Source organism: Chryseobacterium pennipullorum (genome assembly GCF_003384725.1).
Lineage (GTDB): Bacteria > Bacteroidota > Bacteroidia > Flavobacteriales > Weeksellaceae > Chryseobacterium > Chryseobacterium pennipullorum.
The window spans coordinates 1-15,050 of the sequence record NZ_QNVV01000011.1; the positions used below are offsets into that span (position 1 = coordinate 1).

The 15,050-nt window shown below is 36.8% G+C and carries 15 protein-coding genes and 1 tRNA gene; 8 read left to right on the plus strand and 8 right to left on the minus strand.

Translation table 11 applies throughout. The annotated features are described in order from the left end of the window. Positions 1 to 469, plus strand: a 469-nt coding sequence (locus tag DRF67_RS12900; RefSeq protein ID WP_133297681.1) for an IS256 family transposase, incomplete at its 5' end; no start/stop codon positions are given. Between the two features lie 633 nt (positions 470 to 1,102). Here the strand turns inward: DRF67_RS12900 and DRF67_RS12910 are convergent. Continuing rightward, on the minus strand, positions 1,103 to 1,735 hold the full coding sequence (locus tag DRF67_RS12910; protein ID WP_115928707.1) for a hydrolase: 633 nt from the start codon (positions 1,733 to 1,735) through the stop codon (positions 1,103 to 1,105). 207 nt (positions 1,736 to 1,942) lie between these two features. Then, positions 1,943 to 2,521, minus strand: coding sequence for a Crp/Fnr family transcriptional regulator (locus DRF67_RS12915; protein WP_115928708.1), 579 nt, complete (start codon positions 2,519 to 2,521; stop codon positions 1,943 to 1,945). 657 nt (positions 2,522 to 3,178) lie between these two features. Here DRF67_RS12915 and map point away from each other — a divergent pair. From map to DRF67_RS12940, 4 genes are all read left to right on the plus strand, one after another. Continuing rightward, a complete protein-coding gene (gene map / locus DRF67_RS12925; RefSeq protein ID WP_115928710.1) occupies positions 3,179 to 3,943 on the plus strand; it encodes a type I methionyl aminopeptidase in 765 nt (254 codons plus the stop codon). Positions 3,944 to 4,102: 159 nt separating this feature from the next. Beyond that, a complete protein-coding gene (locus DRF67_RS12930) occupies positions 4,103 to 5,635 on the plus strand; it encodes a M20/M25/M40 family metallo-hydrolase (RefSeq protein ID WP_115928711.1) in 1,533 nt (510 codons plus the stop codon). A gap of 125 nt (positions 5,636 to 5,760) precedes the next feature. After that, on the plus strand, positions 5,761 to 6,987 hold the full coding sequence (locus tag DRF67_RS12935; protein ID WP_115928712.1) for a right-handed parallel beta-helix repeat-containing protein: 1,227 nt from the start codon (positions 5,761 to 5,763) through the stop codon (positions 6,985 to 6,987). Between the two features lie 169 nt (positions 6,988 to 7,156). Next, positions 7,157 to 7,852 carry a hypothetical protein gene (locus DRF67_RS12940; protein ID WP_115928829.1) on the plus strand — a complete coding sequence of 232 codons (696 nt, stop codon included), beginning with the start codon at positions 7,157 to 7,159 and terminating at the stop codon, positions 7,850 to 7,852. Positions 7,853 to 7,937: 85 nt separating this feature from the next. Here DRF67_RS12940 and DRF67_RS12945 read toward each other — a convergent pair whose 3' ends face one another. The 5 genes from DRF67_RS12945 to DRF67_RS12965 form a co-directional block, all read right to left on the minus strand. After that, complete coding sequence (locus DRF67_RS12945; protein WP_123912743.1) at positions 7,938 to 8,753, minus strand: porin family protein; 816 nt, start codon at positions 8,751 to 8,753, stop codon at positions 7,938 to 7,940. A 157-nt stretch (positions 8,754 to 8,910) separates the two neighbouring features. Continuing rightward, positions 8,911 to 9,825, minus strand: coding sequence for a hypothetical protein (locus DRF67_RS12950; RefSeq protein WP_115928714.1), 915 nt, complete (start codon positions 9,823 to 9,825; stop codon positions 8,911 to 8,913). Between the two features lie 86 nt (positions 9,826 to 9,911). Continuing rightward, entirely contained in the window at positions 9,912 to 10,454 is a 543-nt protein-coding gene (locus DRF67_RS12955; RefSeq protein WP_115928715.1) for a helix-turn-helix domain-containing protein, read from the minus strand. Between the two features lie 488 nt (positions 10,455 to 10,942). After that, positions 10,943 to 11,029: transfer RNA gene (locus tag DRF67_RS12960), tRNA-Ser, on the minus strand. A 57-nt stretch (positions 11,030 to 11,086) separates the two neighbouring features. After that, positions 11,087 to 12,103, minus strand: a complete 1,017-nt coding sequence (locus tag DRF67_RS12965; RefSeq protein WP_115928716.1) for an asparaginase — start codon at positions 12,101 to 12,103, stop codon at positions 11,087 to 11,089. A gap of 166 nt (positions 12,104 to 12,269) precedes the next feature. Here DRF67_RS12965 and DRF67_RS12970 point away from each other — a divergent pair, with 166 nt between their 5' ends. The 3 genes from DRF67_RS12970 to DRF67_RS12980 are packed head-to-tail and all read left to right on the plus strand — an operon-like array spanning position 12,270 to position 14,209. Continuing rightward, on the plus strand, positions 12,270 to 12,938 hold the full coding sequence (locus tag DRF67_RS12970; RefSeq protein WP_115928717.1) for a TrmH family RNA methyltransferase: 669 nt from the start codon (positions 12,270 to 12,272) through the stop codon (positions 12,936 to 12,938). A 3-nt stretch (positions 12,939 to 12,941) separates the two neighbouring features. Then, on the plus strand, positions 12,942 to 13,373 hold the full coding sequence (locus DRF67_RS12975; RefSeq protein ID WP_123912744.1) for a hypothetical protein: 432 nt from the start codon (positions 12,942 to 12,944) through the stop codon (positions 13,371 to 13,373). Continuing rightward, the gene (locus DRF67_RS12980; protein ID WP_115928719.1) at positions 13,373 to 14,209 is read left to right on the plus strand and encodes a hypothetical protein; all 837 of its coding nucleotides are present in this window, start codon (positions 13,373 to 13,375) and stop codon (positions 14,207 to 14,209) included. The genes DRF67_RS12975 and DRF67_RS12980 overlap by 1 nt, the downstream gene beginning before the upstream one ends. A 46-nt stretch (positions 14,210 to 14,255) precedes the next feature. Here the strand turns inward: DRF67_RS12980 and DRF67_RS12985 are convergent, their stop codons facing one another. Further along, the gene (locus DRF67_RS12985; protein ID WP_115928720.1) at positions 14,256 to 14,954 is read right to left on the minus strand and encodes an RsmE family RNA methyltransferase; all 699 of its coding nucleotides are present in this window, start codon (positions 14,952 to 14,954) and stop codon (positions 14,256 to 14,258) included. Positions 14,955 to 15,050 lie beyond the last annotated feature (96 nt).

A 15,050-nucleotide genomic window follows, 5' to 3' on the forward strand; every position in this document is an offset into this window, starting at 1 on the left:
TCCTGAATCTCAAACCCAAATTTGTGTGGTCCATCAAATAAGAAATGCATGCAAATATGTGGTTTGGAAGGACAGAAAAGAATTCTCTGCCGATATGAAACATATTTACACCGCGCCAACAAAACAGGCGGCTGAAGCTGCTCTGGGTGATTTTGCAGGGAAATGGGAAAGCAAATATTCTTACGCAATTGGGTCCTGGCGAAACAATTGGGATGAACTCACTGTATTTTTTGAATTTCCTCTTGAGATCCGAAAAATCATTTATACCACAAATTTAATTGAAAATCTCAATGGGAAAATTAGAAAATACACCAAAAACAAGATGTCGTTTCCTACGGATGATGCCGTAATGAAATCAATGTATCTTGCACTAAAAGAAGCTACTAAAAAATGGACGATGCCTATCCATAATTGGGGTATTGTACTCAACCAATTTATGCTTATTTTTGAAAAAAGGCTCAGATTATAAAATCCAAGCCTAGCTTTTTAACTTACACACTTTACGGGATAGTGTCGGATCTTTTTATTTTTGCAAGCATTAATAATGATTCAAAACATACAATTTGTTATATTTTATTATATCGGTTATAATGTTTTGTATAGTTTAGGAGGTGTCTTCAGTGCTTATTTTTTCTTCTTCAATTATTTTTCCGGTGTTCTATTAATTTTCTGGTCAGTTTTTTACCTTAAAAGATTCAGATTTCTTACGATATTGTTTATATTAAATATAGTATTAGAGTATTTTCTTGTATTGTATCTTGTTGGCGACTCAATTTGATTTTAAAAATTTATGAATAAAAAACAGGGAACTTTACCCAATGACAAGATAATGAAATTTGATGTCACTATTGTTTATCATATCAAGTACGGATTATTGGGATCCAAGCTAGAATGAGTAGAGCTGAAGCCACCGGCTTTCACTGAAGGAATTATTTTCAATGAAATCATTTCCTGTGGATTGCGACCTATCGAATAGCTGAAAAAATATAAGAAAGATAATAAACTTCCCTGAAATGTATATAGGATTCAAAACAGGGAAATGTATCAAATGATAAATCGTCATCATCAAACCATTTATTTAGGATGATAACACCAGGGTGGATTACCAGCGTAGAGTTTCCACAAAAAATGATCCGTTCTCCATTAACGATTCAAAAAATACAGGTTTAGTATGCAGCCTGTTCCAGTCTCTTTGTAATTCACAGGCAAACTGAGTAACAGAAGATAGTTGCACTCCGGCCTGTTCCATTCTTCTCAATGCCGTTTCGTGCGCAATGGTAGAGGTACCTCCAACTGCATCTACAATCGTGTACACTTCATACCCTTCTTTAATAAGATCCAATGCGGGAAAACACAGGCATACTTCAGTCCATAACGCACAAATAATAAGTTTCTTTTTACCAAGTTCTTTTACAGCATCTTGAAACGCCTGGTCTTCCCATGAGTTGACGCTAGTTCTGTCGATTTCAGTAACCTCTGGTAAAACATCCTTCAGGTGCTTAATAGTTGGTTTATTGATGCCACTTTCTACATTAACTGTAGTGAGGATGACTGGCACATCAAACCCTTTTGCTAGCTTAGATACGATGACAATATTTTTAACAAGCTCTTCATGATCCATAGATCTCACAGAATTTACCTGTAATGGCTGATAATCAATTAGTATAAGAGCTGAGTTTTCCGGAGTAATCAAATGATCTGTCTTTGGGTCTCTGATAGGGGTAATGCTACTCATTTTTTATAATTTTGTTTATAGATTACAAATGTTTTGCTATTGATTGTTCTTGTATTCATTTCAAAAGAGAATACGATTTTAGGATATCATAAACAGGAATGTGTTTTTGCTGTTTGATAACCATTTTATTGGCTGTAAAACTAAACTATTAAGGCTTTAAATGCATTTAACTAGTTTAATAAATGGTTTTGTACATCCATATCTCTACTATTTATTGGAGAGTCTCTTTCTAATGGTGCTTACAAATTCCTTTGAAACGCCCAGATAAGAAGCAATATAATATTGAGGAACCCTTAACGGAACAGATGGATAAGCTTTTATAAAATCCAGATAACGCTCTGTAGCGGGTTTTGAGATAGTGTTCACCAAACGGTCCTGAAGTGTTATGAGATTTCTTTGTACCAGAATTCTGAGAACTTTTTCAAATTTAGGAATCGTCTTCAGGAGGATCTCTTTTGTTTGAGGGGTCAATAGGTATATTTCAGAGTCTTCTAATGCTTCTATATAAAGACGGGATGGTTTTTGATCGTGGAAAGAAGCGATATCACTTACCCACCAATCTTCGATTGCAAAATACAGAGTCACTTCAAAGCCTTTTTCATCTATATAATACGTTCTTATACAACCTTTTTGAACATAACCTTCAAACTGACATACCTCTCCCTTTTGGAGTAATATTGTTTTTGCTTTTATAAACCTATGTTCCAAAAGATTTGTAAACTCTTCTTTCTCATCTTTGGTAAGGACTACAAATCTTGTTACATTGTTAATAATATCTTTAAACATCTTGCATCTTATATAATTACATAAAAACCATTCTCAACCCAGGACCTCATGTGTTCCGAATAGATAATACTTCAGCGGAAAAAATCTTAAGGTTGTTGATGGAAATATCCAATCTGTCCGGCCAATGATCCAATCTCTCTGTTGTTGCTAAAAATAGGGTTGCATCTAGCATTCTTTTTTTCTCTGCCTTTCTTAAAATAAAGCAGTCATCAGTGTGCCAGAAGATCAAATCTTTAAGCATGTGAAATTACAAGATGTAAAACATTATTACATTTAACTAGTTTAATTAATATATTTTATGTGAAATTTTAACAAAAATGAGTAAATACTTCACAAAAGATTTTGTTTGTATTTTTCTTTTGTTTTAAGTTTTAATAGGATTTAATTCTTGTTTTGTGCTAAATATTAGTTAAAAATAATGAATAGTGCGTCGTAATGGAAAGTATTCATGATCTCGCTAAATTTAAAAAAAGAATAGCTATCGATTAATGACAGAGAGCCTCTGAATTTTGATTTTTATAAAGTAGAAGTATAAGCCTTTGTAGAATATAAAGAGACTGGTAGGCCCGCCGACCTAAAAATCAGTTCTGTAGAACTTTGATTTCGTTCCAGCCATTAATTTTATAACTTTGTCTATCAACAATCAAAAATAAAACAATGTCCATAACAAACGAATCAGAGTTGGCAGGAATGCAGAGAATCAGTGAAGCGGTTGCTTACACCTTGCGCGAGATGACGCAGTACGCCCAACCTGGCATGACGACCAAGGAACTTGATGAATTTGGAGCCCGAATACTGGCCGGTTACGGAGCAAAATCTGCTCCCTTTCTTACCTATGGATTTCCGGGATGGACATGCATAAGCGTTGATAACGAGTTTTGCCATGGTATTCCGACAGAACATCGCATTCTAAAAGAAGGTGATCTGATCAATATTGATGTATCTGCAGAACTTGACGGGTATTGGGCGGACAACGGTGGCTCTTTTGTGATCGGAAAAGATATTCACGGGCACAAGAAGCTGGTGGATGCTTCCAAAGATATTTTGGATAAAGCCATTAATTCCATACGGGGAGGTGTTAAAATTGCTGACATCGGATATTTAATGGAGACAGAAGCTAAGAAAAAAGGGCTTAAAGTTATTAAGAATCTGGGTGGACACGGAGTTGGCAGAAGCTTACATGAGGAACCGGATGAATTGCTCAATTACAGAAACCGCTTTGATACCAGAAGATTCAAAAAAAATTCCGTGGTGGCGATTGAAACGTTTATCTCCACAACCTCCAACCTTGCGGTAGAGCTTAACGACGGATGGACGATGGTCGGAAATAAAGGAGGGTATATGGCACAGCATGAGCATACCATTATCATAACTGATGGGAAACCCGTTATTTTAACCCAGATGAATGAAATACTGAACTAATTTCTATAATAGATAAAAACTCGACCTTTCTTAACCAAGAAAGGTTTCCTCATTTTTATAGAAGGAATCTCTTATAACAAAGCCATGTTTTACCATTGTTAGAGAAGAAATACTTTAGTATATTTATGGGACCAAACCATCTCGCAAAAAACTTATCTCATGAAAAGAGTTCTTCTGGCCATTCTGGCCCTACTTGTTGTTCTAGTTGCTGTACTGCTGATTAAAACCTACACCTATCCCTTCAAAAAAAATAAACACACTGCAGGGGAGGGATGGAAACCGGTAAAAAATGACTCTGCAGTTATGCGGCTTTCAGGGGGAATAAAAATTCCAACCGTATCCACAGGCAGTTTGGGAGAATTCAATTATGAACCTTTTGACCGTTTCAAGGAATATCTGAAAGCCTCATATCCGCTGGTGTATCAACATACAGAAAACGTAGAAGTGAACCAGTATGGGTTAGTATTCAGACTAAAGGGAAATGACCTTGCTCTTGAACCTATATTGTTTCTTTCCCATATGGATGTGGTTCCACCGGGAGACGCCGACGTTAAAAACAGCCAGGAAAATATATTCAGGCCGGATGATAAGCCTCTTGATCCCATTTCAAAAGTGGCGGAAGACTGGGAATATGCCCCGTTTTCAGGAGCTGTTGCCAATGGAAGAATCTATGGAAGGGGAGCAATTGATATGAAAGGGATGCTTTTCTCTTTAATGGAATCTCTGAACAATATGATTAAAAATAAAGAGACTCCGAAGCGTGATATTTATTTGGCTTTTGGTTTTGATGAGGAAGTCGGCGGACAAAAAGGAGCTATTCAAATTGCGGATTACTTTAAGAAAAAAGGTCTCAGATTCGACGCTGTTTATGATGAAGGGGGGCTGATTATGCGAAAAGGAAATGTTGCAGGCATAGACTCCGATGTCGCAGTGATAGGCTGTGCGGAAAAAGGGTTTCTCTCTGCGAAAATTAAAGTTAAAGGTTTGGGTGGGCATTCTTCTATGCCACCTATGGAAAGTGCTATCGGAAAAGCGGCAGTCATCATGCAACGCCTGGAAGATGATCAGATGAAGCCTGTTATTACCCCTTTGATCAAAGAATTCTTTACCAATATAGGTGGTGAAATGCCTTTCACAACACGACTGGCGCTTGCTAATCAATGGCTGTTAAAACCTGTTCTTACTTCCCAGCTTACCAAAAATAATATAACTAATGCTTTGGTGCGGACTACCACAGCCTTAACCATGATGAAGGGCAGCGACGGGACCAACGTCCTTTCTCCTGAAGTCGAATTTGTTGTCAATTTCAGGCTTCTTCCGGGCAATACGATAAAAGATGTCCGGGAACATATTGCAAAAGCGACTGAAGGATTCGAAGTGGAAGTGGAAGAAATTGATAATACCCGGGAGGCTTCAGCACTCTCCCCAACCAATACCAAAGCATTCAGATTAATAGAGGCTGGAGTAAAAGAAATTCATCCGGGAGCAATTGTTACCCCGTATCTTACCATGGCAGGAACCGATGCTGGCAAATATGAAATTGTTAGCAAAAATGTCTATCGCTTCATGCCGATCAAAATCAACAGTTCGGAGCAGCAGAGTATTCACAGTACCAATGAGTATCTCAGCATCGAGAACTACCTGAAAATGATCCATTATTTCGAATATCTGATGAAGAATTACGATAAGTAATGATCTTACTTCAAATGGCTCGTACGTAAGATATAAATGCATAATTATGTATTGTTAATATAAATAAAAATACGTCAAGTTCTGTCGCATTCAGAGGATACATTTGTAAGACAAATTACAATATTATGATTTATACAGAAGATTTTTTTGCGCAAAACAGTCCTTATCCAAATGATGATTTGGTACAGTTAGTTGATAATCAAACAAAGGAGAATGTCAATTATAAAAAAGTAACTGTTTGGATGAATGGTACATCCATTAATACTTCTAACGAAGCGACTTTAATTGACGGGATCGTTTATAGAAAGAAGGGAACTGATTATTATGTTAATACTCTGATCTTATCAGGTTCTGAATTGAATGCAGGCACTTTTGGGGTTAGGGCTGACGGGATTACAGATGATTCTGATGCATTACAGAAGGCTTTTGACTTTTGTGGCAAGAATGGATGGAAACTGAAGTTACCTATTGGGGAAATTGTTATAACAAAAAATATAGTATGTACTATAACCACCAACACTGTTACAAATGTTAATCGATTTCAATTGATAGGTTCAGGGGTTAATTTAACATTTCTGCGTTCAGTCGGAGTCGAAGGAGGGTTGCATTTTATTTCAAATAGTAATAAAGGTTCCGTTTATTTAACTATTTCTGGATTTACAATTACAAGACCCGACACAAAAAATGCTTCCGGTGGTGTTGGTGTATATGTAAAGAATATTATGGAGGTTACAATAAAAGATGTTGAGGCATTTAAATTCAATATCGGAATGCAAGTAATGGACACCTGTTCTTCTCTTTTTGAAAATATAAAGATGCACTGGGGTGATAAAGGTTTCTATAGCGAGAAAGTAAATATTACTCCTCCAAATTTGTTAACATTTAATAATTGCCATTTTAACTCAAATGCTGTTAAAGGAGTAGAATTATATAACGTACATAACGTTAAGTTTGATGGATGCGGGTTTGAAGGGAATTACGGGAATGCTATCGAGGCTTCATTTGTAGGAGATAATGGAAAGGTAGGCTTAAACTTAATCAATAGCTATTTTGAAGGAACTTCTAATGGTGTAGATGTTTACTACACATTAAATAACGGTGGAACAGCAAACTTCATTGGAAATACATTTAATAGATTGAGCAACAATATTTATACGTCAATTTTTGTTCTTTCAAATACTGCTGGAAAAAGTTACCTGAACTTTGTAGGAAACGGTTTTTTGAACGGGGAAGATTTTATTCCGAACGGGGATAAGCCTGCTATTTTAATCACTGGAAATACGGCTAATATTCATTATACGGATACTAATTATTATGAAACACCTTCAGATGTGCTAATCTGCCTTCCATAATGTAATATATAGTATATAAAAATATTTTTTCACGTATAAACCAGATCACTGATCTGGTTTTTTATTTTGACTGCTTTTGGCAAAATGGATTTTTATTCAGAATAAAATATATTGCGTCAAGTTTTGTCGCATTATGGTAATAGCTTTGTTTCATCAAAATTACAGAGCTATGGAATTGCCATTTTACTTAAACTTTACCGACTTTGAAAATCATTATTATGATAATCTGGAGAAATGGTTCGAAGAATATCATAATACCAGTGAAACAGACTATCTGAAGGCTCTTGCAGAATTGTACAGTCCTTATCTTTACTATAATTTCACAGAGGATAGGGTACAGGCAGATGCTTCCATTGAAATTAAAGACTGCTTTTTTCCCTATCATGAAAAAATCGGAATTTCTTTTTGTTCTCAATGTGAAAGCGGATCTCTACTTCATAAGAATATGAATCCTGTATTTGAATGGAAAACCGTTTCCATGATGGAATATGCACAGTATATTCTGGATAAGGTCAACAAGCATTGTTCAAAACATAAAAATGCCCTGGATGGTAACCGAAATATCCAGGATTATATCAACGATCGTGAAATCATCACGACAAGAGAAGGGGCAGGGTACTGCGTCAATTATAACCAGCATCAGATGACCGTTCCATTTTTAAAGGCTTATCTTCCATACTATGGACAAACCGTTAATATGGCTGTTTACCGAGATTTTATTTTTTCGATCGTGGAAATAGCTGAATATATAGATCAGAGATTAAAAACTGTGCAGGCTTTCGAACACACTATATATGCGCAATCACGGGCCGAAGCCAAATTTAAGGTACAGATGAGCCGTCAGTTTCTGACATTATGTAACTAAACAATACACCAAACATTCATACTTAATTATATTTTAGAGAAACTTATGTTTTTCAGCAATCCCGGTTAGTAATGACCGGGATTTTTTATCTTGAAAAAGGTATATTCCAGATCAGATCAACAGCCACGTAATGAACACCCCCACGGTGAATACTTCTGCTGTCTTTGATGAGGTTATTCATATAGCCTATATCTACCGTAAACGGAGAATGAGGAATATCGAACATATAGTAAGCTGTGATACGCATTTCACGGTAACCGAACGATTCCCATTGTGTATCCGGTCCATTGAGATGACTTAACGAAAATAATGCTTCAGCACTTACCGCCAGCTTCTGGTTGTTTTTTGGAGATACAGTATAAGTCAGCTGGCTTTTAATGCGGGTTCTCAACTGGAAATCTTCTTCCACTTTACTAAAATCTGCAGCAAAGAACTTTCTGAACTCCTGCCGGACTGTATTTTTCAATTTCCATTTCTTTCCTAAATCAAAAGTATAGGCGTACCTTCCATAAATTCTGAATTCCTGTTCTGTGTTCTCTTTCTCATAAGGTGTTGAGCCTTCGTATTGAGGCTGGCGGCGGTAGCTGACCGCATAGCTGTACTGCTGATGAGGTGCAAAAGAATGATAAACCTCGTGGTTTAACACAAAAATGGCCTGTTTTGAAAGAGCATTATAATCATCTGGATTGCTTTTTCGCCCGATTGCTATATAGCTGAGTGCTTGCTTTTTTCCTAAAGAATCCAGTTGTCGCTTGATCCCAAATGCAGTCCATAACGCAGTTTTGGTGTCGCCCAATCCCGGTGGACTGATCTGTGCACGTAGAATATTTCCTGTAAAACCGATTAAAAATAAGGTTGCTAAAACTTTCTTTATACAAAACATCATGGATAACTTCTTCACTGTTAATTTTTAACTTCAGAGAGCATAGAATTAATGACCTAAGAAAAACATTCTTACTATAAAATAGAATAGGCTGCTCTCTTACTGGTTCATTGCCCTTTAATACTGTGACAAAACTAGAAGATGATTTAGGAAGAATTTAGGAATCGGAGGAACTTTATTCAATAGAAATCTTTTCTCTGGAACAATCAATATACAAGCAGTTTTTCAGAAAGATTTTATTTCCCAGCATTCCCGTCATTCCGGAAAACTTCATCAGCAAATATTGGGTCTTCGAAAACCCTTCTACGTACGTTACTTCATTTAAAGGAATGCTTTTGTTTTTAAAATGGATATTGTTGCGGCTTGCTGCGGTATAAGTAGTTAATATAGTGGGCCTTGATTGGGCTTTCTCTATAATGACTTTTGAATGAGGTGATTTTAGATCCTGCCAGTTTTCTTTATGGGTCAACAACTCGTAGGCGCTGGTTCCCGAGTCAAATAAGAATTTTTCCTCTTTATCTTTTAAAATTCCCCTGATAACAATCTTTCTCTTTGTGAACTGAAAATCAATGAGGTTATTTTTAAATTCAACAGGCTCCTGGTCTATGTTGAAAGCAATATAATTTTTTTTAAAATTAATTAGTGTTTTCCTGTCTTCAAGAATATCTGCACCCAGTGTCCCTATGATTTTAAGAGAACCATTAGGCTCCGTTTTTTTTCCAGTGTCTGAAATCTTAATCTGATCAGAAGTGATTTTTGATTGTCCTAAATAGAATATACAGGCCCCTAAATTATTGCGAATTCTAATTCCCTTTACATTCTGTATTGCCTGGCTGTAGAACTCTGTATAGGCTGCCCCGGTATCAAATTGCATATAATAAGTGGTAGAATCTTTAGGAAAATGGATAGGCAAAAGTAAGCCCGACTTATTATTCCCTGTCCATGTTATCGGGATATTTCCACTCTCATTTTCTATTTTCAGATAGTTTTTTTCCGGGGTGAATTTTTGATCAAAATAGAAATACGCACTCATTAATGATAAGGCGATGATCATTAAAATAGACACAACGATTTTTTTGAATGTTTTCATATTGCTTTTTGTACAAGATTCGGAAATCCAAATGTGTTTTTGCACAAAAACAGGACGACAATTTTATGACAGTTCTATGACTTGTGTTATAAAAAATTGGTTTTCAGTTTAATATGTATATCGTGTTTTTTGTTTAAACTCATCCCATTGCTGATGATCACCAATATTTTTAATGAAAGAAACATGATGATAGCAACAATGAAAAGTGGAAAATTTAACGAGAAATACTTCTGTACAAACGGACTGATGATCAACGAGGCTGAAAAAATTGCGGCCAGTATAATCTGAATACCTACTATACTTTTCCCTAATTCTTTATTTTTAGGATCCTGTGTCTGATAAGTTAGAATAAGAGGGATGATAACACCACCAAAAGGAATGATGATACCGGATAAAGCGGAAAGGTTGATTATTTTAGCCCTTTGAATGTTTTCCTGCTCTATAGTGTGGCTAATAAGATGTTCAGGATTTACAGCCAATGCCTGAGCAAGAGCTTTCAGTGAGAATCCTTTGAGTATACCTCCGGCTTCCACCCTCTGAACCGTTCGAAGGGAAAGACCCGATTGTTTAGCAAGTTCACTCTGGGTCATATTTTTTGCTTCCCGTAAAGCCTTAACCTGATTTTTCATCGTCGATATAATGGTTGATTGTAACCATGTTTTCAGATGCTAATGTACCTAAAAAAGGAGATAGAGAAGAAGTAAATCGGGTAAAATAGTTTTTTTTGTGGAAAACTTGTGGAAAACTTATTGATAAGTTGTGGAAAAGTAGAATAGCATGCAAACAAATCCATGAACGTTTAAAACTTTTGTGAACTAATATCAGTTTTTAGCGAATGACTCCTAGCTTTAAACTAATTTTTGACTAAAAGCTAATGGAACATTTATACAATGCTTGAACGGGCAGAATCTTGAAAATGACTTTGAAACTGTTTAAAAATTACCAGTGTCTTGGCATAATCAGACCACTGAATTAAAGAACAGATGAAAAAATTGTAAGTATATAAAAATATAAATAGAAAAATTAACTTCTCCACAGATTTTACACCTGAATGAAAATAGAACTCATTTGAGTTGATAAAAAAAATAAAGCGTTGATATTCAACGCTTTATTTTTGCAGAAAGGAAGGGATTCGAACCCTCGATACAGTTACCCGTATACTACCTTTCCAGGGTAGCTCCTTCAACCACTCGGACACCTTTCTTTTTGAGATTGCAAAAATAGAATATTTTCTTGAATATACAAACTATTATTGCGAAATTTAATCTGTTATTTCTCCACAAAGGCTCTTTGTGAAGTTATCGGCAAAACTACCGGAGTAGCTTGGATTATCTATCAGGTGCATAGCTTTGGTAATCGCAGTTTCAGCAGTCATATCCCTTCCGCTGATTGCCCCTATCCTTGAGAAGATATTACTGTTTTCATATTTCCCAAAGGATATACCTCCTGAAATACACTGACTTACCACTACAATTTCCGTCCCGTTATTTCGGATACCCTGCAGTGTTTCCTGGGTTTTTTCACTGCTGAAAATGGTTCCTGAACCAAAAACCTGTAGAATGAGGACCTTCATTTTAGGTATTTCCCTGAAATGGCTCAGATGCATCCCCGGAAATATTCTCCAGAATAAAACATCTTCAGAAATGTGTTCATCAACATGAAATTCAACTTCCTCATTACTACGGAACAAATTATCTTTAAGAATATTGAGGTGGACTCCGGATTGCCCTAATATGGGATAATTCGGACTGGCGTAGGCATCAAAATACTCTGCAGAATATTTTAGAGTTCTGTTCCCCCGCAGCAGCTTGTATTCAAAATATATGGCTACTTCCTGAATGACTGCCTCGTCATTTTCATACAGGCTTGCGTAGTAAAGGCTGGTGAGCAGGTTTTCCTTCGCATCGGTTCTCAGATCTCCTATCGGGAGCTGCGAGCCCGTCATAATCACGGGTTTCTTTAAACCTTTCAACATAAAGCTTAGGGCTGAAGCGGTATAAGACATTGTATCAGTTCCGTGAAGGATCAGAAAACCGTCATAGTCATTATAGTTTTTGTGAATATAGTTGGCGATCACTCTCCATTCTTCCGGCCCCATATCAGAAGAGTCCAGCGGCTTTGCGAAAGGATGTACGAAAACTTCGCATTCCATCAGTTTCATTTCTGGCATCTTCTCAAATATATTACCGAAATCAAACGCGCGGAGACTTCCGGTTTCATAATCTTTCTCCATTCCGATGGTTCCACCGGTGTAGATGAGCAGGACTTTTCGCTTCATGTATTATTTTTATTAAGAATTTAAAACCTGCTAAGGTTCATAGCTCAAAATTACGTTAATTTGCAAAGATTTGAAAATGAATGGAGCGCTTATGATGAAATTTTATATGAATAAGACAATCATGGCAGCTGCTCCATATGGTTATTGAAAAAACAACTAAATGAAGATGAAAGATTTAGCCCAGACTTTTGAGTATTTAAAAAAGTTTTTAACCGAGGAACGGCTGGCAAAGATTGAACATTTTTCTCAGGAGAGCTCTGATTTTGTTCTTCCGGTGATGGATGATGTCTATCAGTTCAGAAATGCCGCTGCTATCATAAGATCAGTGGAAGCCTGCGCTTTCCACAAAGTAATAGCGATGGAGGAAGAGAATGTTTTTAATCCTAATCTTACCGTTACCAAAGGTGCAGAAACCTGGGTAGATGTTGAAAAAATGCCTAAGAATATAGCTTCCCTGCAGAATATCAAAGACAGAGGCTATAAGATTCTTGCCGTATCCCTGGAAAAAAATGCAGTAATGCTGCCTGACTACCAGATTACAGAGCCTATTGCTCTTGTTTTCGGGACGGAGTTGGCAGGAGTCTCTGAAGAAGTTATCGACTTTGCAGATGAGACACTCGCTATCCCAATGTATGGATTTACCAAAAGTTATAATGTTTCCGTGGCAGCGGGAATCTGTATGTATGAGCTGAAGCAGAAACTTTTAAAATCCGGTATTGACTATAAGCTGGATGAACAAAAGCTCATCGAAATGAAGATCCGCTGGGCAGTAAATTCTATCAGAAGCGGAAAGGAAATCCTGGCACAGTATCAAAAGGAGCACAATACACTGTAACGAATGAAAAAATACACTAAACACTTATTCTTTTTTTCTTTTTGTATGTCTCTGATAAGTCTTGTTATTCAGGAAAAGGGGTATAAAGAGATGTATCCGTTTGCCAGTTGGAAGCTGTTCACAGTACCCAGTGGAGGAGAAGCCTATTGGGAGAGATACAGATTATATGGCATCAAAAACGGAGATACCGTAAGGATTATCAATACGACGGTTCAGAACTATGATTCCAATGAAAAAGAAGGAATTATCAATGGATACGGTGGAAAAATTGATAACAATGACGAGCGGGAAAGAAATATGAAAAAGCTGTTGATTTTTGCTAAAGATACAAGTCCACAGTTTGACGGATACCTTCTGTATAAAGAGAAGTATAAGCCTGCGGAAATCGGTGAAAAGAAGATGAATATCCATAAAAAATTGATTACGAAACTGTAATGAAATATCCTCAGCTTACTGTTTACAATTATAAAATTGCCTATTACGCAATAAGAATTTTCGGATTGTATTGGCTTATTGCTCAATATTATAGATTTCTGCAATTGAAGAGCAGGCCGAAGGAACTTTTTGAGCCGGTTTTCTGGCTGGAGAAAATAATATTTCCGGAGCTTCCTGATACCGGAGTGTTTGTCGGGATGCTGGTGGCCTGTGGAATCGCTTTAATGGCTTCCCTGCTGAAGCCGTCTTATGTGCTTAATATTCTGATTTTTCTACTCATCACATTGATTAATCTTCCCATATCTGCCAATTTTGGAGTGCGGCATACCCACCATCTTATTATATTGGGATTTTTCCTGAGCATCTTTTTGCTTCCTAAAGATCTGGAAGAAAAAGACTACAAGCTGGTACAGTATTTTTATCTGGGTCTTTTGGTGACCTATAGCATGGCGGGAATGAGTAAATTCCTGGGAACGGCCAAAAACCTGATAAAAAATACCGATAAATTATTATGGATCAATAAAGGTGCTGCCAAAATGAATACCTATGACAACTATTATATGGCTGACATGGAAGTGCCAGGATGGATAAAAGATTTGTATGCCTATGATAACCTTTGGGTGGTGCTTACGGTGGTAGGGATTTCTCTACAGCTGCTATGCTTCCTGGGAGCTTTCAACCGGAAGTTGCTGACTTTTTTTATGCTGTTCATCGTCATATTCCATCTTTATACTTACGAATTTGTGGTGGCAGATGCTCTGGATCTGATTCCATTTGTCATTGCGGCTCTTTTTCCTTACCATATCTTTAAAAGAGACCGGAGATCAGCATATTGACGGCAGGCCTGAAACCTCCTTAATCGTATTAAAAAATATTTCGGAATTATTTCATCATCCTGAAATAATTCCATGCAGCGACAAATAAACCTGCAGTTTCCGTTCTCAGCCTTTGATGCCCCAGAGAAACGGCTTTTACCTTATGGTCTGAAAGGTATCCGATCTCCTTATCCGAAAAATCACCTTCAGGCCCGATCAGAAATGTAAGTTTTTCCATCGGCGGAAGATTTTTAAGCTCTGTCCTTTCAAGACTTTCATTACAATGTGCCACAAAAGTAGATTCAGTATCAAGACCTTTCAAAAAATCAGATAGTTTTACAGCATCATGGATCTCCGGAAAATGAAATCTGAGACTTTGCTTAGAGGCAGCAATAGCTTGTTTTCTGATTTTATCAATGTTAATATTTTTACGCTCCGTTTTCTCGGTGATAATAATACTGATTTCCGAAATGCCCATTTCTACAGCCTTTTCCACAAAAAACTCTATGCGGTCAATATTTTTTGTAGGAGCAATTGCAATATGAAGTCTGGGACTGAAATCTGGCAGGCTTTCCTTGATTTCAGAAACATCGATTGCAGCTTTCTTGCCCTCTAGAATAAGTGTACCCGAAGCCAGCTTTCCCTTTCCATCTGTTACATGAATATTTTCTCCTGCTCTCATCCTCAGCACTTTTACAATATGTTGCTGCTCTTCATCATTGATGGTCACCTGATTGTCCTGGATATGTCCGTAGAATAGTTTCATAGAGATTAATTAGTGGCAAAGAAATACAGAAACCTGAAAAAACTGAATGGTATTCTTGTTTATCGGTTTTTGTTTTCTGATATTGAGGTCTTTCTT